This is a genomic window from Parafrankia irregularis, from assembly GCF_001536285.1.
Classification (GTDB): Bacteria; Actinomycetota; Actinomycetes; order Frankiales; family Frankiaceae; genus Parafrankia; species Parafrankia irregularis.
Map to the genome: position 1 here is coordinate 19,399 of NZ_FAOZ01000038.1, position 22,375 is coordinate 41,773.

Sequence of the window (22,375 nt, forward strand, 5' to 3'; positions counted from 1 at the left end):
ACTGACGCGACGCGACTATCCGCATACTCTCAGTCGCAGGGCGGGATCGCGACCTCACCGCATCGGCGGAACCGACTTGTCCGAAAAACGCGTGCGATGCACCATCGGGGTCACTCCGGGTGAAGGCGCGTGTGGGCTCGGGCTCGGGCTGTCTCGAACGCTCGGGTGACGGCCTCCGCCGGGTCGTCGACGATGACGACCGCATCCAGTCGCCTTCCGCCGGTGGCGACCGGGGCGAAGTCGAGGCCGAAGACCGGCACGCCGTTCTTCTTCGCGAGCAGGACCTCGATGACCGTGCCCGCGTTGCTGCCGATCACCAGAATGGCATCGGACGACTCCACGACCATCTCGTTTCGTTTCTCTCCGACACCGCTGCAGATCGCGGCGCCGAGATACCGGTTGGCGGCGGTCCGGTCGTGGCCGGGCAGAATGCCGACGCAGAGGCCGCCTGCCTCCTGAACGCCGAGCGCGACGCCCTCCATGACGCCCCCGCGGCCGCCACAGACCACCCGCGCGCCGGTGTGCGCCAACAGATTTCCCACCTGGCGCGCCAGCTCGTACTGGGCCGGCGTCGCCTCGCCGGCTCCGGGGCCGATCACCCCTATCTGAACCTGGGCGGGGCGGTCTGGAACGGCATCCGTCGCAGCGGCCGGATCCGCGGCGCGGCTCACCCCTCGGTCGGCGTACGCCCATCCCCGCCACCGTTCGATCTGGACGAGGATCACCGGGCCGGCTGGAACGGCGGCCCGGTACTGGTCGTACTTCGCCGTCAGGTGCCGGATCGCCGCCGATCTCTCGCCGCCCGGCGTGTCGACGATGCGGGCCTGGCCATCGGCCCGGACCCACCACAGGCCGTGCCAGTTGTCGGTGTACTGATCAACGAGGAGGCTGACCCGCGGGTTGGCGGCGATGTTCGCCAGTCGCCGCAGCGCCGCCGTGCGTTTCGGTTTGTGGTCCACAGCGGTCACGACCTGATCGCCGGCCAGCGCGAAGGTCACCGGAACCAGGTGGGGTGTGCCGTCGGTTCCGACGGTCGCGAGGCGAGCGACCCGCGCCGCGGCGAACCGGCGGCGGCACTCCTGTTCGCTCAGGTCCACTGTTCGCTCAGATCCACGTGATGGACGCTAACGATCCGGCCGGCCGACCGCGAGACCTGACGAGACCCATGAAGGCCACTTGCTTCACAGCAAATATCGCAGGATTGCCCGGTACGTTGACCGGCATGATCGACGCCTCGACACATTCCACGCAGACCCACCCCGCCGGGGAGGCGGAGGATCCGCTGGTCGGCTACCAGGAGATGGCCCAGCGGGCCGGGGTCACCCCGGCCACGCTTCGCAGGTACCGCCGACTGAGACAGCTGCCGGCCCCCGACGACGCCTCGGTGCCCAGCCAGCCACGATGGCGCCGAAGCACCTTCGAGAGCTGGCTCGCGACCAGGCCCAGCTCCACGCTGCGCACCCGCGTCATGCCGCGGCCACCAGGCGACGTCGACGTGGAAGCAAACGTGGAACCAAACCCATACCCAAACCCGGAGCCGGAGCCGGAGCCGGAGCCGGCCGAACCAAGCACGCCACCCGAGCCGTCCGAGCCGTCCGAGTCGCTGAACGAGACGTACATCGAGATACTTCGCCTGGTTGTCGGCTCAGGCAGCGTCGACACCACCGACCTCCGAGCCGCGCTGTCGCCTCCGCCACCCGTCGGGGACGGCCGCAACCGGGCGCATCGAGTGTGGCGGGCGCGACAGCTGGAACTCTTCGAGGCCCTTCACGAGCTGAGGACGCGTGGCCTGCTCGACCACGCACACGACGTCAGCGCGGGCCAGGACCAGGTTTTCCTGACACCCGCAGGGCGAGCCCTCGCCGCCCGGCTGCGAGACATTCCACGACCAGAACAACAAGAGCTTTATGACTCCTCGGCGCCCTCGCCCTTGTGAACGGCACGCATCAGGCTTCACTTCGGTCGGCGCCGGTTCGTTCCTCGCAGCGGGTGCGCAGACCCTGGGCCTCGGTGTCGACGTAGCGGCGCACCAGCCGCCCCATGAAAAGAGCCACCACCGGCGCCAGCGGCCCGGTCTGGCGCAGGCTCAGCCGCACCGTGACCGGGCCGTCGTTCGGGTCGGGCGTGATGCGGTGGTCGGCGACGGTGGTCATTCCGGTCGCGCGGGAGGTCCAGGTGAAGCCCGCACCCGGGAGCAGATCGGTCACGGTCCACGTCGCCACCGGCAGCCTGGGCTGCCGGATGCGCACCTTTCCGCCTTCACGCAGCTCGCCGCCCGCGGCTTCGACGGCTTCGACGGCTTCGACGGCTTCGACGGCTTCGACGGCTTCGACGGCTTCGACGGCGGTCATCGTCGGAGTCCAGGTGGGCCAGCGCTCGACGTCCCGCATCACGGCCCAGACCTCATCGGGGGTGGCGTCGATGGTCACCGAGGTCTCGTAGTACATCGGGGATACCTCCCAGAGGCGCGATCAAAGGCTCATGGACGGCTACCCGCAGCCGCCCACGTTCTGTACCACGTGGTACATGTACCATCCGGTACATGTCGTCGCAAGGTCCGCCATCGGACAGCCCGCCCGACAGCGCGCGACAGCGCCTGCTGGGGGACGTCATCGCCCACCTCACCGCACACGGAATCGGCGACGTGAGCCTGCGGCAGCTGGCCACCGCGATCGGCACCAGCCACCGCATGCTCATCTACCACTTCGGCTCCCGCGACGGCCTCCTCGTCGAGGTCGTCCGTGCGATGGAGGAACAGCAACGCGCCGCGTTCGCCGAGATGCGCCGTGAGCCGGCGACGTCCGCCGCCGAGCTGGGCCGCCGGATGTGGCGACAGCTGCGCCAGCCGGAGCTGGCGCCGTTCGAGCGCCTCTTCTTCGAGATCTACACCCAGGCGCTGCAGGGCCGCGCCTACGCCCAGCCCCTGCTCGACGGAGTCGTCGACGACTGGCTCGGCCCGATGACCGACTTCCTCACCCGCGACGGCCTCGAGCCCACCGCCGCACGCGCCCAGGCCCGCCTCTCACTCGCCGCCACCCGCGGGCTCCTCCTGGACCTCCTCGCCACCGGCGACCAGGAAGGCGTCGACCAGGCCATGGAACACATGCTCACCTTGTTCACCCATCTCACCCGCTCAGGTGACCGGGAGCCTCGCTGAAGCCCGGCGGCAACACGCCCACCCAGACGACGCGCCCACCCAGCTGCGCCACGCGGACCGTGGATGGCGTCAGCTGATCGTGAGGGATCCCCCCGCTGCGCCCGCGTCGGCGATGGCCAGGCAGCTGGTCGCGCGGGCGATCAGCCACAGATGCTGCTGGTAGGAGTTGGCGCTGTAGCTTTCGCCCGGTGCGACGACGGGCGCGTAGCTCACCCGCGCGCCGTAGAAGTCCAGCCAGTAGATCCGGACGGGTTCCGGGCTCTGGTTCACGAAGGTCACCCGGACACCCGTCGTCGTACGACCTGAGGTGACAGCGCCCTCGTCCGCGCATGGCCGGCGCGCGAGAGAGCCGGTGAAGGAGAAGACGTGGGCGGCGGTCTGCGCCGGCGACCCCGGCGCGGCCGGCGTTTCATCGCGCGTGATCGGGGGCCGGCTGGTCCCTGCGTGAGCCGTGCCGCGGGCTGTCCCGGGCACGGTCTCGGTGTTCGCCCGCGGCGGCCCATCTACCGGCGGGGCTGTCGAGGGAGACGGGGACAGGACGGCCGCCGTGGGACCGGATGTCGTCACCGACGGGGCCGCGGCGGCCGAGGAGGACGCGGAGGCGGTGGAGAGCGGCGCGCCGACAGTCGCGGTGCCGGTCAGATGATCCGGCTTCCCGCCCGCGACCACCACGGACGCGGTGACCATGGCTGCCACCGCGAGCACGACGAACCCCGCTGCGAGGCGCCCTCGTCGGCCGCGGCTCCATCGGCGAGGCGACCAGCCGACCGGCACCCGTTCGGCAGGTGGGGCAGCCCCGGGTCGGGCGGGCGCGGGTGAGGCGCCGGCCATTGGCTCCGCGTTCTCCGTGACACAGGACGCAAGCGCCGTCGCCACGGCGGAGTCCTCGTCGCGCAGCGCGGCGGCGAGCACGGTTGGCGGCCAGGACGGACCGGTGAGCACCTTCGTCGCCTGGTCGGCCGAGATCAGACGTTCCAGCAGCGCGCGTGGTGTCGGTCGAGCGGCCTGCTCCTTCGCGAGACAGTCCGCGACGATCCCGCGCAGTGTGCCGGGGATCCCGTCGAGATCCGGCTCGGCGTGCACAACCCGGTACACCTGCGCGGGCGTCGGGCCGACACCGAACGGCTCGCGGCCGGTCGCGGCATAGGCGACGAGCGCGCCGAGGGAGAAGACGTCGCTGGGCGCGCCCGCCTCGGCCCCGGTCATCTGCTCGGGTGACATGAAGCCGGGCGAGCCGATCACCGCACCGGTCCTGGTGAGCACGCTGGCGTCGGCGGCCCGGGAGACACCGAAGTCGATCACCTTGGGGCCGTCCACCGCCAGCATGACGTTGGACGGTTTGAGGTCACGGTGCACGATGCCGGCATCGTGTATCGCGATCAGCGCCTCCGCGAGCCCTGCGGCAAGCGTGGTCAGCGCCGCCTCCTGGAGCGGTCCGTGGCGGGTGACCGTCACCGCGAGGGACAGGCCGGAGACGTAGGCGGTGGCGAGCCACGGGGACGTCGTGTCAAGATCGGCGTCGATGACCGCCGCGGTGTGGCGGCCGCCCACCGCACGGGCCGCCGCCACCTCCCGGGCGAACCGGGCGCGGAAGTCAGGACTGTCGGCGAGCTCGGGCCGGATGACCTTCACCGCGGCCAGCCTCCCGGCCGCGGTGCGCCCCAGGTAGACCCGGCCCATCCCACCGGCGCCCAGCCGCCCCACCACCTGGTACGGGCCGATGCGGACCGGGTCGTCAGTGCGCAGCGATTCCATGCCGGCCGCCCCCCGATGGCGCAACACATCACCGAGAACGGATTCGCTTCGGCGCTGCCGCCAGCATATTGCCGAGTCGACAGGTGAATCGATCCCCAGCTCATGGCTACCGGATCCGCGGTCATCGGCGCGGCCGGTCACGAGGCTTACTCCGGATGGGGCGCAGCCACAATCGGACATACCAGGACACATATCAGCAATTAGGTCAGGCCTATGGACTTTTCTGTCAAGCGCTTGATAGAAACTGGCTCCGCAGATCCGCCGAGGTACAAACCGAGGAGGCAGCGCGTGGTCGGACAGTCGTCAGGACCCGCGGAAGAAACGGTCGACCGTTGGGCGGGGTGCCCACCTGACCTCGAAGCACGGTCGGACGCGTTACGACGCATCCGGGTGTGCGACCTGAGCGGCCAGCTCGCCGGGGCCGGCTCCACCAGGCTCCTCGCCGCGTTCGGCGCTCAGGTGATCCGAGTCGAGGACCCGGCGACCAGGGGCGGCTGGGACATCGTCCGCGGGGCCCAGCCGTTCCATGACGATCGCCGCGGTATCGAGTTCGGCGCCACCTTCAACAACCACAACACCGAGAAGCTGGGAGTCACCCTCAACCTGCGCACCGAACGCGGCCGGGACCTGCTCACCCGGCTGATCGCGGTGTCGGACGTCGTCACCGAGAACTTCGCCGGCGGAGTGTTCGCCCGCCTCGGCTTCCCGTACGAGCGGCTGCGGGAGATCAGGCCCGACATCGTCTACGTCTCGCACAGCGGCTTCGGGGCCACCGGGCCATACCGGGACTTCCGCACCTGGGGGCCGATCGTGCAGGCCGTCAGCGGCCTCACCTTCACCTCGGGGCTGGCGGGACATCCGCCGACCGGCTGGGGCTTCTCGTACATGGACCACATGGGCGCCTACGCGATGGCGGTCGCGATCCTGGCCGCGCTGTGGCACCGCGACCAAACCGGCGAGGGACAGTGGGTCGACCTGTCCGGCGTCGAGGCAGGACTCGCTCTGACCGGCCCGGACATCCTGGATCATCATGTGAACGGCCGACCGCCCCGCGCCGCCGGCTCGGTCGACTCCAACCGCGATGCCGACTCCCCGATGGCGCCGCACGGGATCTACCCCGCCCGTGGGGAGGATCGCTGGATCGCGGTGGCCTGCCGCGATGATCACGACTGGCGACTGCTGGCGGGCGAGATCGGCCAGCCGTGGGCAACCGCCGGGGAACTGGCGACGCTGGCCGCCCGGCTCGCCGGCCAGGACATGCTGGACGCCCGGCTGGCCGCCTGGACCGCCGGCTTCGACAACCACGAGCTCGCCGGCCGGCTGGTTGCCGCCGGCATCCCGGCCAGCCCGGTTCGCACGCCGGCCGAACGCATCGACGGCACAGCAGCCGAACGCGCCGACGGCACGCCCGCGACGTCCGACTGGGGTCTGTGGCCGACGGTCCAGCATCCCGACATCGGCCCGGCCCGGGTCGACGGGATCCCGGTGCACCTGTCCGAGACCGACTGGTCGCTGCGTCGCGGCGCACCCCGGCTCGGCGAGCACAACCGGTACGTCCTGGGTGACCTGCTGGGTGTCGACGACGCTGAGCTGAGTGAGCTGGCAGCGGAGGGCGTCGTATGAACGGCCCGCTGGACCGGTTACGGGTCCTGGAGATCGCCGGGGAGTTCTCCGCGTACCCGAGCAAGCTCCTGGCGGACCTCGGGGCCGACGTCATCGTCGTCGAACCACCGCACGGGGCGGCCACCCGTTCCCGGGGGCCGTTCGCGGACGACCAGCCCGGGCCTGAGGCGAGCCTGTACTGGCGGCACTACAACACCTCCAAACGCGGGATCGTCCTCGACCTCACCGAGGACGCGGGCCGCGAGCGCCTCCACCACCTGCTCGCGAAGTGCGACGTCCTCATCGAGGGAATGCCCGGCTCCGAGGTCACCGCCGCCCTCGGGCTTGACCCGGGGACGTTCACGGCCACCTTCCCGTCTCTCGTCTGGGTCTCGGTGACACCCTTCGGCCGGCGCGGCGCGCCACCGGACGTCCCCACCACCGATCTCACCCTGCTGGCCGGCGGGGGCCCGGTGCTCACCTGCGGTTACGACGACCACTCGCTGCCACCGGTCCGCGGCGGCGGCAACCAGAGCGTGCACGTCGGCGGGATGTTCGCGGTGACGGCCGCCCTCACCGCGCTGCTGAACCGCACCGTCTCCGGCCGTGGTCAGCACGTCGACGTCAGCATCGACGCGGCGCTGAACGTCTCCTGCGAGACCGCCACCACCCACCAGCTCACCGACGGTGGTGTCGTGCAGCGCCAGACCGGACGGCACGCGATGGTGACGCCGACGGCGCCGACCCAGGTCCGCGCCGCCGACGGCAACTACGTGGTGCTCGGCTTCCCGCCGCGCGCGGCCGAGGACTACGCGTCCATCCTCGAATGGATCGACCTCGTCGGGATCCGCGACGACTTCCCGGACGCCGTGCTGCTGGAGATGGGCGTCGAGCGTGGCGGGGTCGGTGTCGTGGAGCTCGGGACGGATCCGATCGCGCAGCAGATCTGGAACGCCGCCCGTGACGCCATGGTGCTGCTGGCCGAGCGGACGCCGGCCTACGAGTACTTCCTGGGCTGCCAGCGCCGCGGCCTGGTCGCCGGGTTCGTCGCCGCCCCGGAGGCGGTGATCCACGACCCGCACCTGGTCGCCCGCGACTTCGCCACGAAGGTCACCGACCCGCATACCGGCCGCGAGGAGATGCACCCCGGCGCGCCCTACCGTTTCACCCACACCCCCTGGCGGATCTCACGCCGCGCGCCCCGGCTCGGTGAGCACACCGACGCCGTTCTCGACGACGCCGGATGAACCTTTTCCAACCAACCTCACCCAGATTGGCTGAATCATGAAGCGCACCAGGATCTCTCGCCCGACCGTGCCCAGTCACAGAGAGGCTCGACACCGAACGCGAGTGCGCTTAGCCGCGGTGGCCGCGTTATCCGCGAGCCTTTTCACGGTCGCGGCCTGCGGCAGTGGTGACGACGACTCCAGCACCACGGCCACCAGCGGTGCTGGCACCGCCAACGCATCCGACGTGCTCGGGCCGTCCGCTCCGGCGAAGGGCGACCCGGTGCGGATCGGGATCATCTCCGATGGCAAGGGCCCGGTCTCGGACCTCGCCTACGAAAGCCGAGTGGCCGACGCCACGATCGCCTACCTGAACGAACATCATTCCGGGATCGCCGGCCGCCCCATCAGCCTGGTCAAGTGCGAGACCCTCGCCGACCCGGGCAAGGGAACCGACTGCGCGAACCGGATGGTGGAGGAGGACGTCGTCGCCGTCGTCGTCGGATCATCCTCGGTCGGGGAAAGCATCTGGGAACCGTTGCACCAGGCGAAGATCCCGCTGATGTTCGCCAACACGACCGCCACCGGGCCGCTGAAGGACAGTGACACGACCTTCAATCTGACCGACCCGTACTTCGGCCAGATCAACCTCCCCGCCGACAAGGCCAAGGAGGCCGGCGTCAGGAAGGTGACCGCGGTCGTCATCGACGTCCCGACCGCCACGGCCTTCTACAAGTCGATCGCACCGCGGATGTTCAGGGAAAAGGGCCTCACTCTCGACGTCGTCGCCGTTCCCGCCGGGACGGCCGACATGACGGCGCAGATGCAGGACATCGCCTCCGGTGAGCCGGGCGTGGTGTCGATCATCGGCGGCGACTCGTTCTGCATCAGCGCGCTGAACGGTCTGCGGGCCGTCGGCTATGACGGCCCGACGGTCGCGATCGGGCTGTGCATCACCGACGCGACACGCAAGGCGGTGCCGGCGTCCACGCTCAGGGGGATGTCCGTCAGCGCGACCGCGCCGGTCGGCACCGACAACTCCTCGACCGGCCTGCTCCAGGCCGTCGTGAGCACCTACGGCCACGACATCGACGTCAGGCGCGCTGGCACGATGAGCATGTTCACCGTGGTCGCCGCCTTCGGCGCGGCCGTCGAGAAGCTCACCGGGGACGTCACAGCCGCGTCCGTCACCGCCGCGATCAAGGCGATGCCGGCGCAGGAGCTGCCGGGCGCCGAGGGCCTGAGCTTCCGGTGCAATGGCAAGGCCTACCCGGAGCAGCCCGCGGTGTGCGTCCGCGGCGGGCTCGTCGCGACCCTGGACGACAAGGGCCAGCCGGCCGGTTACACGCCGGTCGGGGTCTCCGCGATCGAGGACTGAGCCCGGCCGCTGCAACGCGGCGTGATCCGACAGGAACGACGCCCGGCGGTTGGGCTGGCGGCATCGGCCCGACCCCTGTGAGTCGCCCGCACCGGCGTGGTGCGGGCGACTCACAGGGCCGCTTCACCAGCGGTCGCAGATATCGCGGATACGCGGATATCCATGCGGAAAGCCGCTACCGCGCAGCGGCTGGAGAAGCTCCCACCACCGCGTCACCGACCGCGATGGAATCATCGTCACCGGCTCCCTGCCGCCACCGGCGGCCCACCGGATTGCCACCGGCGGCGGAACCGCGGCCCGAGAGCACATCGGCCACCACATCAGTCAACATCATCGCAAGGTTTCCCGGCGTAGTCTCCACCTGTGCACTGACCCATTTGACAACTCCGCCGTCACCGGTTCCGAACAACACCAACAACAGCGCGCTCGCCACTCGGTAAAGGCGTTCCGTCTCACTGATCCCTGGCGTGAGCGGGGTGAGAAGCTCGACGACCGCCTCGCTCTGCGGGGTGGCCTTCGACGTGGTGAGGTGCTGGTATTCCGGATCATTCATCACCGCGATCAGGAACGGATGGTAGAACCGGCCGGTCTCGTGGCCGGCCATCTCGTTCGCGGCGACGACCATCGCGTTCGCGATGTCACGAAAACTGACATCGCGATCCGGGACGTTCAATGCGAAGATTCGTTCGATATCGGCGCGGAGCCCCCCTGTCCGGGCCTCAAGGATCGCGCTCACCAACCCGGCCTTGGAGCCGAAGTGATAATGAATCGCGTCCCGACTGACGCCGGCCTCCGCCGTGATCTGCCGAGTGGAGGTCCGCGCGATTCCCTGATCAGCGAACAGTCGCTCAGCCACCCTGAGCAGCTGCTGGCGGGTGTTGACGCCACGTGCATCAGGGCGAACGTCCGAAGAATCAGGAGAAGGCGCCACGAACGACCAGTCTACCGCAACCGCATACCCGCCGCGATTCGCCACTTTGTCGAACCCTGATACGAAATTCACTCGCTCGCGGCCACACCACCCGTGGACGGCATGCGGAAAGCCGCCGCCCGCACGGAGACCACCGCGCGGCGGGCATTGTCCGGCGGACGATGACGACCGGCCGGACACCGCCTTCACGTCGGCCCGGCGACAACCAACCGCCGACATCCGCCGGTGACCGCGGCAAACTCCTCCGGTCAGCTGACCGGCTCCATGCGGAGATGGTTGGATTCCGGCACGGATGCCGCCCGCACGGCGATGGCGAGGGCGGCGCGACGAGGGGAGCCGGACGACACGTGAGCGACGACAAGGGATCCCCCTGGAACCCGGGCCAGGCGGCACCGGGTCAGGGCGGGCCTGGCGGGGGCTACCCGCCATACCCGGACCAGGGCACGAGCAGCGGTTCCGCCTACCCGCAGAACCCGCAGAACCCGGGGTATCCGGCATATCCGTCGCCTGCTCCGGGTAACCAGCCGGCGCCGGGATTCGGCTATCCGCCCGGTGGTCAGGGCTACCCGCCTCCGGGCTACGGCCCCTACGGCGGTGGAGTGCAGCCCCGAAACGGTCTCGGCGTCGCCGCGCTGGTCCTCGGCGTGATCGCGATCCTGACCTGCTGGACCGTCATCGGCGGCATCCTGCTCGGCATCGCAGCGTTGGTCTGCGGTTTCCTCGGCCGCGGCCGGGCGAAGCGCCAGGAGGCCACCAACGGCGGCATGGCGCTGGCCGGCATCATCACCGGCGCGCTCGGCGCGGTGCTCGCCGTGATCTTCCTGATCGCGGTTGTCGCAATCTCCGACGAGGTGCAGGACCTCCAGACCTGTCTGGACGATGCCGGCACCAGCCAGACCGCGCAGGACCAGTGCGCCCAGGAGTTCGCGGACGACCTGAACGGCAACTGACGGGGCCACCACCCAGATGGCGCCACATCCCGGGCGGTGCCCGCTGACGGCATCATCAGCGTGAGCCCGGGGCCTCGCACCGCGGTCATCTGGCGCGATGACCGCGTCCGGGCCGCGGGGGGTGACGCCGGGTGCGGCGAATGGTCCGGTGAGTCACGTCCCGGCTGACGGCTCGGCGGCGGCCTGGGCGGCCTTCCAGACGCGTTCCGGGTGCAGGGGAAGCTCGCGGATGTGGGTGCCGAGTGCCTCGGCGACCGCGTTGCCGATCGCGGCGGGCACCGCCGGGGAGCCCGTCTCCCCCAGGCCGTGGATGCGGGCACCGTCCGGTCCGGCCGGGTCCTCGGTCATGCCGACGGTGAACGTCTCCGGCAGGTCGCGCACCGACGGGACCCGGTAGTCGAGCAGGCTGTCGTTGAGCAGCGCCCCCGACTCGCCGCCCCAGACCATCGCCTCCGAGAGGGCCTGCCCGATCCCGAACGCGACGTTCCCCTCACACTGCAGCTCGGCGAAGGTGGGGTGGACGACCCGCCCGGCGTACGACTCGACGTGCAGGTCGACGACACGCACCGTGCCGGTCTCCAGGTCGACCTCGACCTCGGCGGCCGCGGCGGCATGGTAGAAGTGCGGCGTCACGACGCCCTGACCGGTCTCGGGGTCCAGGCCCCCGTCGCTGGCGTGCACCTCGGAGACGGTGACGCCGCCGAGCTTCGCCCGGGAGATCAGCTCGGCGTAGCTCAGACCGGGGCCGAGGCCGCTGCGGATGCGGTCGGCGCGCACGTCCACCGCGGTCGCCGGCACGCCCAGCAGCGCACCGGCGCGGCGGGCGAGCTCGCCGCGCAGCCGCTCTCCGGCGCGTTCGACGGCCACGCCCATCATCAGCGTCGAGCGTGACGAGCTGGTGGTCTGGTCCCAGGCGGTGACGGCCGAGTCCGGGTAGGTGACGTGCACCCGCTCGAGCGGGACGCCGGTCGCGTCGGCGGCGAGCTGGGCGAGCACCGTCCGCGCGCCCTGGCCGATCTCCACCGTGGAGCACACGACGGTGAGGTTGGCGTCCTCGTCGAGCTTGAGCGCCACGGTGGACGTCGACGGTGTCACGGTCGTCTTCAGGATGGTCGAGACGCCCTTGCCGCGCACGATCCCGGGGGCGACAACGACCCGCCGGGCGGACGCCGGGCCGGGTTTCCAGCCGATGCGGTCGCAGGCGGTGTCGAGCAGCGCGGCGAGGTGGAAGTCCTCGATGGTCTGCCCGGTGGCGAACGCATCCCCCGGGCGGAGCAGGACGCGGTGGCGCAGTTCGGCGGGGTCGAGGTCGAGGTGCTCGGCGATGAGGTCGGTGTGGTTCTCGTACGCCCAGGCAACCTGGGGGATGGCGTACCCGCGGAACCCGCCCGACGGGGTGGTGTTGGTGTAGACGGCGTAGGAGTCGATCGACACGTTCGGGATGTCGTAGGGCCCGGCGGAGCTGTAGCCGCCGTTCTTGATGGTCCGCGGGGAGATGTCGGCGTAGGCACCGGCGCCCCACAGCACCTCCACCCGACGGGCCAGCAGGGTGCCGTCGGAGCGGAAGCCGGTGCGGATGCGCACCACCGAGCTGTGCCGGGCGACGGTGGCGAACTCCTCCGCCCGGGTCAGCTCGACGCGCACCGGCCGGCCGCGGACCGCCCAGGCGAGCACGGCGACGAGCGGCTCCAGCCGCGGGTACGTCTTCGCCCCGTAGGCACCGCCCACGTTGAGCACCCGTACCCGTACCCGGCTCTCGGGCAGCCTCAGCGTCTCGGCGACCTGACTGCGCACGGTGAAGGGGGAGGCGGCCGACGTCCATATGTCGACCGTGTCACCGCGCACCGTCGCGATCGTGACGTGCGGCTCCAGCGGCACATGCTGCTGCTGGGGGGTGCGGAACTCGTGGGAGAGGATGTGGTCGGAGGCGGCGAACCCGGCGTCGACGTCGCCGCGACGCAGCCTGAAGTGGTTGCAGACGTTGCCGCCGTCGTCGGTGTGCAGGACGAGGTCGGGAAAGGTCATGACGTCCCGGGTCGGCACGTGCTCGTGCAGGATCGGGGCGTCGGGGGCCATCGCCGCGTCGGGGGTGAACACCGCCGGCAGCACGTCGTAGTCGACGGTGATGGTGGCGGCGGCCTCGCGGGCGGTGTCGACGTCGCGGGCGATGACCGCGGCGACCGGCTCGCCGGCGAACCGGACCCGGCCGATGGCCAGCACGGGCCGGTCGGGCAGCACCGGCCCGTAGTACGGGAAGGGCCCGTCCGGCTGCTCCTGCCAGCGGGTCAGGTCCTCACCGGTGACGACCGCGACCACACCGCGGGTGGCCCGGGCGGCCGTTACGTCGACCGAGCGCAGGTGGGCGTGGGCGTGCGGGCTGCGCACCAGCACCGCGTGCAGGCAGCCGGCCGGGACCCGGTCGATGAGGTACGGGAACCGCCCGATCGTGCGGTCGCGGGCGTCACCGACGTCCACCCTGCGCCCGGCCACCTTCATCCCGGGGTGGCCACCGGCCCGAGCGCGGGGGGCGGTGTCCGCCTCGGGGGTCACGGGTGTGCCACCTGCGCCGCGCCCGCGCCCGCGGCGGCGGAGGGGCGGGCGTAGCCGGCGGTGGGGCCCGTGTAGGGGGTGCCGTCGTCGTGGTGGCCGCGCATCCGGTCACGGGCGTCGAGCACCGCGTCCATGATCTTGACGTAGCTGCCGCAGCGGCACAGGTTGCCGGACAGCTCGGCGCGGATGCGGTCGCGGGAGGCGTCCGGCTCCCGCTCCAGCAGCGACACCGCGGTCAGGATGAACCCAGGGGTGCAGTACGAGCACTGGAACGCCGTGTGGTCGATGAACGCCTGCTGCACGGGGTGCAGCTCCCCCGGCCGGGCCAGTCCCTCGACGGTGCGCACCGGCCGGGCGCCGACCACCTGGGCGGGCAGCAGGCAGGAGCTCGCCGGCGCGCCGTCGACCAGCACCGTGCACGAGCCGCAGGCCCCGGCGGTGCAGCCGGGCCGGGCGCCGAACAGGTCGAGCTCGCGGCGCAGCACGTCGAGCAGGGTGTGGTGGCCGCGCGGGCGGACCTCGACCTCGTCGTCGTTCACGACCAGGCGCAGCGGCTGTCGCGGGTCGTCGTTGGCCGTCAACGCGCGATCCTCTCGTAGTCGGCCCGGTCACCCGGGGAGCTGTCGCGGTGGCGCTGGTGCTGGTGCTGGCCTGGATCGCGCAGTGCGGCGAGCACCCGTTCCGGGCGCAGCGGCAGGTCGGTGAGGACGACGCCGGTCGCGTCCGCGACGGCGGCGGCGACGGCGGGCGCGACCGGTGGCACCGCGGTCTCCCCCAGGCCGTAGATCTCGTCGTCGGGCCCGCCGAGCAGGTCGACGGTGATCTCGGGGAGGTCGCTCAGCGCGGGCATCCGGTAGTCGAGCAGGTCACGCTGCGCCTGGCCGCCGGCCGGGTCGAGGCCGAGCTCCTCACCGAGGACGGAGCCCAAGCCCAGGATCACCGCGCCTTCGACCTGCATGCGAGCCTCCACCGGGTTGACGACCCGGCCCGCCCAGACCGCGGCGTGGTAGCGCAGGACCCGGACCCGCCCGGTCTCCAGGTCGACGGCGACCTCGGCGGCGCCGCTCGCCTGGTGCCAGCGGGACGAGGCGATGCCCTGGCCGGTCTCGTGGTCCAGACCGCCCGTCGACGCGTACTCGCCCTCGCAGCGCAGCTGGCCGGCGCGCAGCACGGTGACCAGCTCGCCGTAGCCGAACGCCGCCGTCCCGGCCTGGACCCGGCCACCCCCCACCTGGACCTGTTCGACGGGAACGCCGCAGTGGTCCGCGGCGAGGCGGGCGAGCAGCTCGCGCAGGTTCCGGCAGGCGTCCCGCACGGCGCCGCCCATCGCGATCGTGGACCGAGACGAGCTGGTCTGCTGGTCGTAGGGGGTCACGTCGGTGTCGGGCAGGCTGACCGACACCATCCGCTCACCGATGCCCAGGGCCTCGGCGGCGAGCCGGGCCAGCGCCAGGTGGGCACCCTGGCCCATCTCGACGGTGCTGGTCAGCACCTGCAGGCTGCCGTCCCGGTTGAGCAGCACCGCGGCCTGGGAGACCGACGGGGTGTTGGTGCCCTTGACCGTCAGCGCGAGACCCCGGCCGCGGGCCTCCCGCACCTCGGTTCCCGGCCACTCGGTTCCCGGCCACTGCGGGGGGATCGGCTCCCGGCCGAACGCGTTCTCGGCGACGTCGAGAAGGGTGTCGTAGTGGCAGTCGGTCATCGACTCGCCGGTGACGTTGCGGGAGCCGTCGCGCAGCAGGTTCACCCGGCGGACCTGGCGCGGGTCCAGACCCAGGCGGCGGGCGATCTGCTCGGTCTGGCCCTCGTAGGCGAACGCGGCCTGCGGTGAGGCGTACCCGCGGAACGCTCCGGCCGGCGGGCGGTTGGTGTACACGGCGTACACGTCGACCCAGATGTCGTCGATGTCGTAGGGCCCGCCGAAGCCGTACGCGCCGTTCTTGATCACGCGCGGGCTGATGTCGGCGTAGGCGCCGGCGTCGAACCAGGCGGTGACGTGCCGGGCGGTGATGCGGCCGTCGGCGCGGACCCCGGTCTCGATCGTGGAGCGGGTGGCGTGCCGGGTGACGGTGGTGAGGCTCTGCGCGCGGTCCAGGCTGACCCGGACGGGCCGGTCCATGGCCCGGGCGAGGCAGGCGGCGAGCGGCTCGATCTTCGCGTAGCACTTCGCCCCGAACGCACCGCCCAGGTGGAGGGTGCGTACGGTCACCCGGTCGAGCGCCACGCCGAGCATCTCGGCGAGCTGGACCCGCACCTTGTACGGCGTCTGGGTCGCCGACCAGACGACGAGCCGCTCCGCGTCGGGCACCGCCAGCGCGATGTGGTTCTCCAGCGCGCCGTGGTGCATCGCCGGGGTGGTGAAGGTGTCGGTGAAGACGTGGTCGGCCCGCGCGAGCGCGCCGGGAGCGTCACCCTTGCGGATGACGAAGTGGTTGACCAGGTTGGTGCCCGGCTCCCGGCGCAGCCGGATCTCGGGGAACGCCGCGGACGGCTCGGCGTCGCGCGGGTGCAGCACCGCACCGGACGGCGGCAGGTCCAGCGCCGCGACCGGGTCCGTGACCAGCGGCAGCGGGTCGTAGATGACGCCGACGTGGCGCAGCGCCTCGTCGGCGTCATCCGGGTCGGTGGCCAGCGCGACCGCCACCGGCTCCCCGGCGTAGCGGACCCGTTCGACGGCCAGCGGCGGCTGGTCGCGCAGCACCGGGCCGAAGCGCAGTGGACGTCCACCGAGCGCCGCCTCCAGCTCGCGGCCGGAGAACACCGCGGCGACCCCGGGCACCAGCCGGGCCGCCGCGGTGTCGACGGCGAGCCGGGCGTGCGCGACGGGGGCGGTCAGCAGCCGGGCGTGCAGCAGGCCCGGGCCGACGTCCATGAGGTCGGCGAGCATCGGCAGCCCACCGGCGACCTTCGTCCGCGGGTCGATCACGCCGCACCCGCCTCGTAGGCCGCGGCGATCGCCCGCCGGACATAGACCCGGACCATCTCTACCCGGTAGGCGGCACCGGCGCGCAGGTCGTCGACGCAGGTCACCCGGTCGGCGTACCCGTCGGCGACGGCCTTCGCCGAGGTGGAGCCGCGGCCCTCACCGAGCAGCAGCGCGTCGAGGTCGGTGAAGGTGACGGGGCGGTCCGTCGCGCTGCCGACGGCCAGCCGGGCCCGCACGCACACCCCGGACGGGTCGAAGCCGAGCACGACCGCGACCCCGAGTGCCGAGGAGTCCTCCGCCGAGCGGGTCTTCAGCGTCAGGTAGCGGCTCACCGTCCGCGGCGGCGGGACGTCGATCTCCACCGAGGTGAGCAGCTCCCCCGGCTCGATCACGGTGATGCCCCCGGCGGGGTAGAAGTCCTCGACGGCCACCGTGCGCCGCCCGTTCGGGCCATCGAGGCGCACCCGCGCGTCGAGCGCGTGCAGCACCGTCGGGGGATCCCACGCGTAGACCGCGCCGGCGAGGACACCGCCGACGGTGGCGACGGACCGCACCCGGACGTTGCCGACGCGGGAGAAGACGTCTCCGAGCAGCGGCACGGCCGCCCGCAGGTCGGCGTCGGCGGCCACCCGGGCGTGGGTGACCGCGGCGCCCAGCACCACCGTTCCCCGGCCGTCCGCCCAGTTCATCTGCTGGACGGCGGAAAGTTCCGGGACGCCCCCGAGCGCCACCAGCCGGCCGGGCCGACGGCGCGGGTCGGCCAGCGCGAAGGCGAGCTGGGTGCAGCCGGCGGCCGGGACGCTGCCCGGCACGGCCAGCTCGGCGAGCGCCTCGGCGAGCGATGTCGGGTGCGCCCACCGGGTGGTCGCGGGCGACGCCGCCGGCGGGGCCTCCGGTGCCGTGGGCGGCGCGGCGTCCGTGGGTGTCGCGGCTGTCGTGCTCATCGGTCCTCCCCGTCACCCTCACCGTCACCCGCGGCGGCTCCGATGCCGGCGCAGGCGTCCGCCCAGATGGCGGTCATCCGGCCGCGGTGGCCGGCTTCGAAAGCGCCGCGGAGCCGGTCGAGGGTCACCGGTGGAAGCGGGCGCGGGCGGCCCACCGCCATCGCCGCGAGCCGCACCGACACCGCCCGGTGCAGCAGCAGCGCGAGCGCGGTGGCCTCCGCGACATCGGCGCCGACCGTCACCAGGCCATGTGCCCGCAGCAGCGCGCCTCGCGCGCCGCCGAGGCAGGTGGCGAACCCCTGCGCGCGGGCGGTGTCGGCGACCAGGTCCGCGTCGTCGTACCAGGCGAGCCCGGCGGCGAACGGCACCTCGTCCTGGCTGAAGACACCGTCCGGCAACGGGCCGAGCGTCGTCGCGCTCTGCACCGCGAGCGGATGGGTGTGCACGACCGCGCCGACGTCCGGGCGGGCGGCGTACACGGCCTGGTGTAGGGCGGTCTCCTCGTGCAGGCGCAGACCGGGGGTGCGCAGTGATCCGTCCGGGCTGATCTCGGCGACCCGGGCGGTGGTGACCCGTGCCAGCGACGGGCCGACCGCCTTGACGAACAGGCCGCCGTCGGCCCCGCGCGCACTCACATGCCCGAAGCAGAAATGGTCCTGGCCGTCGGCCGCGAGCACCCGACACGCCGTCGCGACCAGCCCGGGCAGCATCCCGCCGGCAGACATCCGGCCGCCGGACATCCCGCCAGCCGGCATCCGGCCGGCAGACGTCCCCCCGGCCAGTGCGTCGTCAGCCGGCACGTCGCGGGCCGACCCTGCGGGAAGGGTCGGTGAGCTGGCTGGCAGGCTCACGCCGCGCCCCGGTCGCGGGTGCCGGCCGTCAGCGTGTCGAGCACCCCGGCGAGGTCCTCCACATCGCCGTACTTGGCATCCAGGTCGAACAGGCTGACCTCGTGTACCAGCGCCGAACGGTCGCCGACCGCCTCACGCACGACGATGGGGCGAAACCCGAGCCCGCACCCGTCCACCACCGTGGCCCGCACACAGCCGCTGGTGGTGCAGCCGGCGACGAGGATGGTGTCGACGCCGTCGCGGCGCAGCCGGTCGGCGAGGTCGGTGCCGAGGAAGGCCGAGGCGTGCTTCTTCACCACCCGTGGCTCCCCCGGCCGGCGGGTCAGCCGCGTGTCCAGGCCGGTCCACTCGCCGCCCTCGACGAGCAGCCGCTGGGCGCTGATCTTGCGTGGCCAGACCCCGGCGTCGCTCATGTCCGGGGCGTAGGCGACCTCCGCCCAGTAGACCGGGACGCCCACCCGCCGGGCCGTGGCGACGAGCACGCCGGTCGCCTCGACCACATCACCGAGGTCGCCGCCGAGCGGCGACGCGGGGTCGGTGAAGCCGCGGATCAGGTCCACGACCACGACGGCCGGTGCCTCACCCCAGCCAACCCGGCCGACCATCCCGGAGGCCGCGAACCGGGCCCGGAGCCGGTCGAGCTCGGCGAGCGCCGCCCCCGCGCCCGCCCCCGGATCCGATTCCGCTTCCACGGACGGGTTCGGGCTCGGGCTCCCCGGCTGCCGGTCAGGCACAGGTGGCTGGTCAGGCATAGATGTGGGGGTGCCAGCGAACCGGCTCGTCGCACAGCTCGACGATGTTGCCTTCCGGGTCCATCAGCTGCGCGACCCGCCAGCGCGGGGCGTCCATGCCGTCGATGACGACCGGCGCGACGTGGATCGGCTCGACGCCGCGTTCGGCGAGCTCGGCAAGCTCGGCGTCCATGTCGTCGACCTTGAAGGTGAACAGGACCTGGTTACGCTCCCAGCCCGTGCGGTCCGGGTTGCCCGACGGGCCGTTGTCGTGCCGGCCGATGAGCACGAGGATGCAGGGCCCGGTGTCGAACACCGCCGACTGCTCGGTGGTCGACAGCACCTTGAGACCGAGGCCGTCGCGGTACCAGCCGGTCATCAGGCTGATGTCATGGGCCCACACGAGGTTCCAGCTGATCGCTCCGAGTGGCATGCCGTGTGGCCTCTTTCTGTGATGCGTTGGACGGAAGCAGCCAGCCCGCCGGCCCGGCCGGGAGGGCAGACGGAGCGGCGGACCGGCGGACCTGGGTGGTCAGGCGACGCGGTGGTCAGGCGACGGGAGGGTCAGGCGACGGCCGCGACTCCGCCGTCGACGACGAGCGTGGTGCCGTGGACGAAGTCGGCCGCGCCGGAGGAGAGGTAGACCGCGGCGGCACCCATGTCGACCAGCAGCCCGTTGCGCCGCGCCGGGGTGGCGGCGGCCGACTCCTCGGCCGCGCCCGGCCTGTTCAGCAGCCAGTTCGTCGGCGTCTCGATGCTGCCCGGGACCAGGCAGTTCACGTTTATGCCCTGCGGGGCCAGCTCGCCGGCGAAGACCTTCGTGAGGTGTTCGACGGCGGCCTTGCTCGCGCCGTACACCGACGACCCTGGGAACGCCCGCCTGCCGGCGACCGAGCTCACCGTCAGGATCTTCCCGGGACGCCTGTCCGCCAGGAAGTACCGCGCGGCCGCCTGGACGCCGAAGAAGGTGCCCTTCAGGTTGAGGTCGATCTGCGCGTCGAAGTCGGCCTCGGTGACCTCCACCAGCTCGGCGGGGCGGAACACGCCGGCGACTGCGGCGAAGATGTCCAGCCCGCCGAAGTGGGCGACGCAGGCCTGCACGACCGCGGTGTTCGCGGCGACGTCGAGGACGTCCACCTGGATGCCGGTGATGTTCGCCGGCCCGGCGACGCTCGCGAGGTCCTCGACGACGGCGTCCATCCGGGCCTTGTCCCGGCCTGCGACGGCGACCCGGGCACCGGCGGCGAGGTAGGCCCGCGCGATCCCGATGCCGATGCCCTGGGTGCCGCCGACGACGAGGGCGACCTTCCCGGCCAGCAGCGAACCGGGAATCGGCTCCGCGGCGGCCTGCCCGGTGGTGGTCTGCCCGGTGGTGGTCTGCTCCGTGGCCATCAGGACCGTCCTCGGGTCGGGTTGCGGCGGCTGCGCGGCTTGATCAGCTTGTCGGGAGTCTGGATGTCCCGGGCGTGCTCGCTGAAGAACTTGCGGAACATGGTGATCTCCAGATCGGGGCGGTAGAGCCGTTCCCGGTCCCAGCCGTTCTCCTTCTCGTAGAACGTCTGCATGCTTTCCCGGGCCTTGTTGTCGTCGATGAGGAACTTCTCGACGGTCGGCACGTACCACTCGGTGTGGCCGGTCTCGCCGCGCCAGGCTTCCGCCTCCTCCTCGGTCGCGCACGGCTTCGCCCCGAACATGAAGGAGCGGGTGTGGTTCTCGTCGATCGGGACCAGCCAGTCAAAAGTGATCATGTCGGACGGGAAGTTCACCGTCTCGTTGCAGGACGGCAGCCAGATGCCGACCTCGATCGGCGGCATCGCCAGGAAGGAGGAGATCAGCTCCTCCCGGCTCTTCCCGACCGCCGCCGGCGCGGTGTAGGTGGTGTCCGGGCGGCCGTCCTTGCCCGGGATGACCGCGGAGAAGATCAGCTCGGCGGTCGCGGTGCAGCGGGAGAAGCCCTTCGGGCCGGGTGCGTCGACGACGTAGGTCGTCTCGCCGGCCTCCTCGCCCTTCTTCGCCACGTACCCGAACGTCATCGGGAAGCCCGACTCGATGACGTACGGCGACCAGTTGTGGATGAAGTGGTGGCCCGGGTCGAACGAGTTCTCCAGCGCCAGCCGCCAGTTCGCGCGGATGATGTCCGGCTGGGCGTAGTGCATGACCGTGTCGGCGGCCAGGAAGCTCCCCGGGACGTCCGCCTCCAGCGGCGGCGGCTCCTCGTCACCGATGTAGACGAACAGCAGGCCCTTGGCCTCGACGATCGGGTAGGCGCGCACGCCCGTCCTGCCGACCAGCGCGCTTTCCGGCTCGTTGAGGATGCAGCGCAGGTCGCCGTTCTCCATGTCGAACGTCCACGTGTGGTACCAGCACGTGATGGTGTCCTCCGACAGGACCAGCGGGCGCTCGGAGAAGCGGGTGCCACGATGCGCGCACCGGTCCTCGACCGCGTACAGCTTGCCGTTCTTGCGGACGAGCAGGATCTCCTCGCCGAGCATCGTCACCGCGTGGGTGCCGCCCTCGGGCAGCGCGTCGGACAGTGCCGCCGGATACCAGTACTCGCGCAGGCCCAGGTTCGCCTCCAGGTAACGCTGCCAGGGCCTGGCCCGGCGCGGCGGGGCCTCGACCCGGTCGACCTGGTCCCGGGTCTGCTCGGCGAGCTCGTTGGCCATGGCCATGCCCGCGGCGGTCGGCTCGGTGTGCCGGGCCTGGGCCTGGGTCTGGGTCGGTTCGCTCGCCGAGGCCTGCTCGGGAACGCTGATGCTCACGTGATCACTCCTCGGCGGGAGGTCGAAGGGACGAGATGGGGCGAGGGGCGAGATGGGGCGAGACGAGAGGGGGCTGAGCTCAGAAGAACAGCGGCTCGTCGCAGAGCTCGAAGATGTTGCCCTCGGGGTCGATGAACTGCGCGACCTGGCCCTCCGGCGGCAGCCCGTCGGCGGAAACCGTCGGTGACGGGCCGTGCAGCAGCGTCGCGCCGCGCCGGGTGAGCTCGGCGACGACCGCGGTCATGTTCTCGACCTTGAACGACATCAGCACGCGGTTGCGGTCCCAGCCCCGCGCCGGGCTGCCCGCGGCCGGCCCGTTGTCCTTGCGGGCCATCAGCTCCAGGGTGCAGCCGCCGGTGTGGTAGGCAGCGAAGTACGGCGAGGCGTTCTTCACCGGCAGGCCGAGGACGCCCTCGTAGAAGGCCCGCATGGCGGCGAGGTCGTCGACGTACACCAGGTTCCACGACAGCGGCCCGAGCAGCGGCCCGCCGGTGGACGCGGCCGGTGCGGGGCTCTCGACGGCTTCAGCTGTCACGTTCTCTCCTCCGGACAGGACGGACGATCAGGGCAGGCGATCAGAACGGGTGATCAGGACGGGCAAGGCGGTCGGAC

At 71.9% G+C, this 22,375-nt stretch carries 20 protein-coding genes; 6 read left to right on the forward strand and 14 right to left on the reverse strand.

The annotated features are described in order from the left end of the window. Nucleotides 1–110: 110 nt before the first annotated feature. Complete coding sequence (locus AWX74_RS40960) at nt 111–1,097, reverse strand: TIGR03668 family PPOX class F420-dependent oxidoreductase (RefSeq protein WP_091285009.1); 987 nt, start codon at nt 1,095–1,097, stop codon at nt 111–113. A gap of 116 nt (nt 1,098–1,213) precedes the next feature. Here AWX74_RS40960 and AWX74_RS40965 point away from each other — a divergent pair, with 116 nt between their 5' ends. Next, complete coding sequence (locus tag AWX74_RS40965; RefSeq protein ID WP_193209686.1) at nt 1,214–1,936, forward strand: helix-turn-helix domain-containing protein; 723 nt, start codon at nt 1,214–1,216, stop codon at nt 1,934–1,936. Nucleotides 1,937–1,946: 10 nt separating this feature from the next. Here AWX74_RS40965 and AWX74_RS33880 read toward each other — a convergent pair whose 3' ends face one another. Then, on the reverse strand, nt 1,947–2,447 hold the full coding sequence (locus AWX74_RS33880) for an SRPBCC family protein (protein WP_091285012.1): 501 nt from the start codon (nt 2,445–2,447) through the stop codon (nt 1,947–1,949). A gap of 95 nt (nt 2,448–2,542) precedes the next feature. On the opposite strand from AWX74_RS33880, the gene AWX74_RS33885 reads away from it, so the two are divergent. Then, complete coding sequence (locus AWX74_RS33885) at nt 2,543–3,157, forward strand: TetR/AcrR family transcriptional regulator (RefSeq protein ID WP_091285015.1); 615 nt, start codon at nt 2,543–2,545, stop codon at nt 3,155–3,157. 69 nt (nt 3,158–3,226) lie between these two features. Here AWX74_RS33885 and AWX74_RS33890 read toward each other — a convergent pair whose 3' ends face one another. After that, on the reverse strand, nt 3,227–4,912 hold the full coding sequence (locus AWX74_RS33890) for a protein kinase domain-containing protein (protein ID WP_091285018.1): 1,686 nt from the start codon (nt 4,910–4,912) through the stop codon (nt 3,227–3,229). 288 nt (nt 4,913–5,200) lie between these two features. On the opposite strand from AWX74_RS33890, the gene AWX74_RS33895 reads away from it, so the two are divergent. From AWX74_RS33895 to AWX74_RS33905, 3 genes are read left to right on the forward strand one after another with little or no spacing between them, the layout of a single operon-like run. Then, complete coding sequence (locus tag AWX74_RS33895; protein ID WP_091285021.1) at nt 5,201–6,535, forward strand: CaiB/BaiF CoA transferase family protein; 1,335 nt, start codon at nt 5,201–5,203, stop codon at nt 6,533–6,535. Beyond that, entirely contained in the window at nt 6,532–7,761 is a 1,230-nt protein-coding gene (locus tag AWX74_RS33900; protein WP_091285024.1) for a CaiB/BaiF CoA transferase family protein, read from the forward strand. Before AWX74_RS33895 ends, AWX74_RS33900 begins: the two co-directional genes overlap by 4 nt. A 37-nt stretch (nt 7,762–7,798) precedes the next feature. Beyond that, entirely contained in the window at nt 7,799–9,118 is a 1,320-nt protein-coding gene (locus AWX74_RS33905) for an ABC transporter substrate-binding protein (protein ID WP_091285028.1), read from the forward strand. Nucleotides 9,119–9,293: 175 nt separating this feature from the next. Here AWX74_RS33905 and AWX74_RS33910 read toward each other — a convergent pair whose 3' ends face one another. Then, nucleotides 9,294–10,094, reverse strand: a complete 801-nt coding sequence (locus tag AWX74_RS33910; protein WP_242666545.1) for a TetR/AcrR family transcriptional regulator — start codon at nt 10,092–10,094, stop codon at nt 9,294–9,296. A 302-nt stretch (nt 10,095–10,396) separates the two neighbouring features. Between AWX74_RS33910 and AWX74_RS33915 the strand changes: the two genes are divergently transcribed. Then, nucleotides 10,397–10,999, forward strand: coding sequence for a DUF4190 domain-containing protein (locus AWX74_RS33915; RefSeq protein WP_242666546.1), 603 nt, complete (start codon nt 10,397–10,399; stop codon nt 10,997–10,999). 153 nt (nt 11,000–11,152) lie between these two features. Here the strand turns inward: AWX74_RS33915 and AWX74_RS33920 are convergent, their stop codons facing one another. The 10 genes from AWX74_RS33920 to AWX74_RS33965 all read right to left on the reverse strand — a co-directional run bounded on the left by AWX74_RS33920 (nt 11,153) and on the right by AWX74_RS33965 (nt 22,298). Further along, nucleotides 11,153–13,549 carry a xanthine dehydrogenase family protein molybdopterin-binding subunit gene (locus tag AWX74_RS33920; RefSeq protein WP_091285038.1) on the reverse strand — a complete coding sequence of 799 codons (2,397 nt, stop codon included), beginning with the start codon at nt 13,547–13,549 and terminating at the stop codon, nt 11,153–11,155. Further along, nucleotides 13,546–14,130, reverse strand: a complete 585-nt coding sequence (locus AWX74_RS33925; protein ID WP_091285042.1) for a (2Fe-2S)-binding protein — start codon at nt 14,128–14,130, stop codon at nt 13,546–13,548. The genes AWX74_RS33920 and AWX74_RS33925 overlap by 4 nt, the downstream gene beginning before the upstream one ends. Beyond that, nucleotides 14,127–16,475 carry a xanthine dehydrogenase family protein molybdopterin-binding subunit gene (locus tag AWX74_RS33930; RefSeq protein WP_091285045.1) on the reverse strand — a complete coding sequence of 783 codons (2,349 nt, stop codon included), beginning with the start codon at nt 16,473–16,475 and terminating at the stop codon, nt 14,127–14,129. The genes AWX74_RS33925 and AWX74_RS33930 overlap by 4 nt, the downstream gene beginning before the upstream one ends. Continuing rightward, nucleotides 16,472–17,419, reverse strand: coding sequence for an FAD binding domain-containing protein (locus tag AWX74_RS33935; protein ID WP_091285049.1), 948 nt, complete (start codon nt 17,417–17,419; stop codon nt 16,472–16,474). Before AWX74_RS33935 ends, AWX74_RS33930 begins: the two co-directional genes overlap by 4 nt. After that, complete coding sequence (locus tag AWX74_RS33940) at nt 17,416–18,270, reverse strand: class II aldolase/adducin family protein (RefSeq protein ID WP_091285052.1); 855 nt, start codon at nt 18,268–18,270, stop codon at nt 17,416–17,418. The genes AWX74_RS33935 and AWX74_RS33940 overlap by 4 nt, the downstream gene beginning before the upstream one ends. Continuing rightward, entirely contained in the window at nt 18,267–18,962 is a 696-nt protein-coding gene (locus tag AWX74_RS33945) for an isochorismatase family protein (RefSeq protein WP_242666547.1), read from the reverse strand. Before AWX74_RS33945 ends, AWX74_RS33940 begins: the two co-directional genes overlap by 4 nt. Before the next feature lie 52 nt (nt 18,963–19,014). Further along, entirely contained in the window at nt 19,015–19,434 is a 420-nt protein-coding gene (locus AWX74_RS33950) for a VOC family protein (protein ID WP_006541787.1), read from the reverse strand. A gap of 131 nt (nt 19,435–19,565) precedes the next feature. Further along, nucleotides 19,566–20,393: an SDR family NAD(P)-dependent oxidoreductase gene (locus AWX74_RS33955; RefSeq protein ID WP_091285055.1), complete on the reverse strand. Its 828-nt coding sequence runs from the start codon at nt 20,391–20,393 to the stop codon at nt 19,566–19,568. Continuing rightward, on the reverse strand, nt 20,393–21,763 hold the full coding sequence (locus tag AWX74_RS33960) for a Rieske 2Fe-2S domain-containing protein (RefSeq protein WP_091285058.1): 1,371 nt from the start codon (nt 21,761–21,763) through the stop codon (nt 20,393–20,395). Before AWX74_RS33960 ends, AWX74_RS33955 begins: the two co-directional genes overlap by 1 nt. A gap of 79 nt (nt 21,764–21,842) precedes the next feature. Beyond that, entirely contained in the window at nt 21,843–22,298 is a 456-nt protein-coding gene (locus tag AWX74_RS33965) for a VOC family protein (RefSeq protein WP_091285062.1), read from the reverse strand. Nucleotides 22,299–22,375 lie beyond the last annotated feature (77 nt).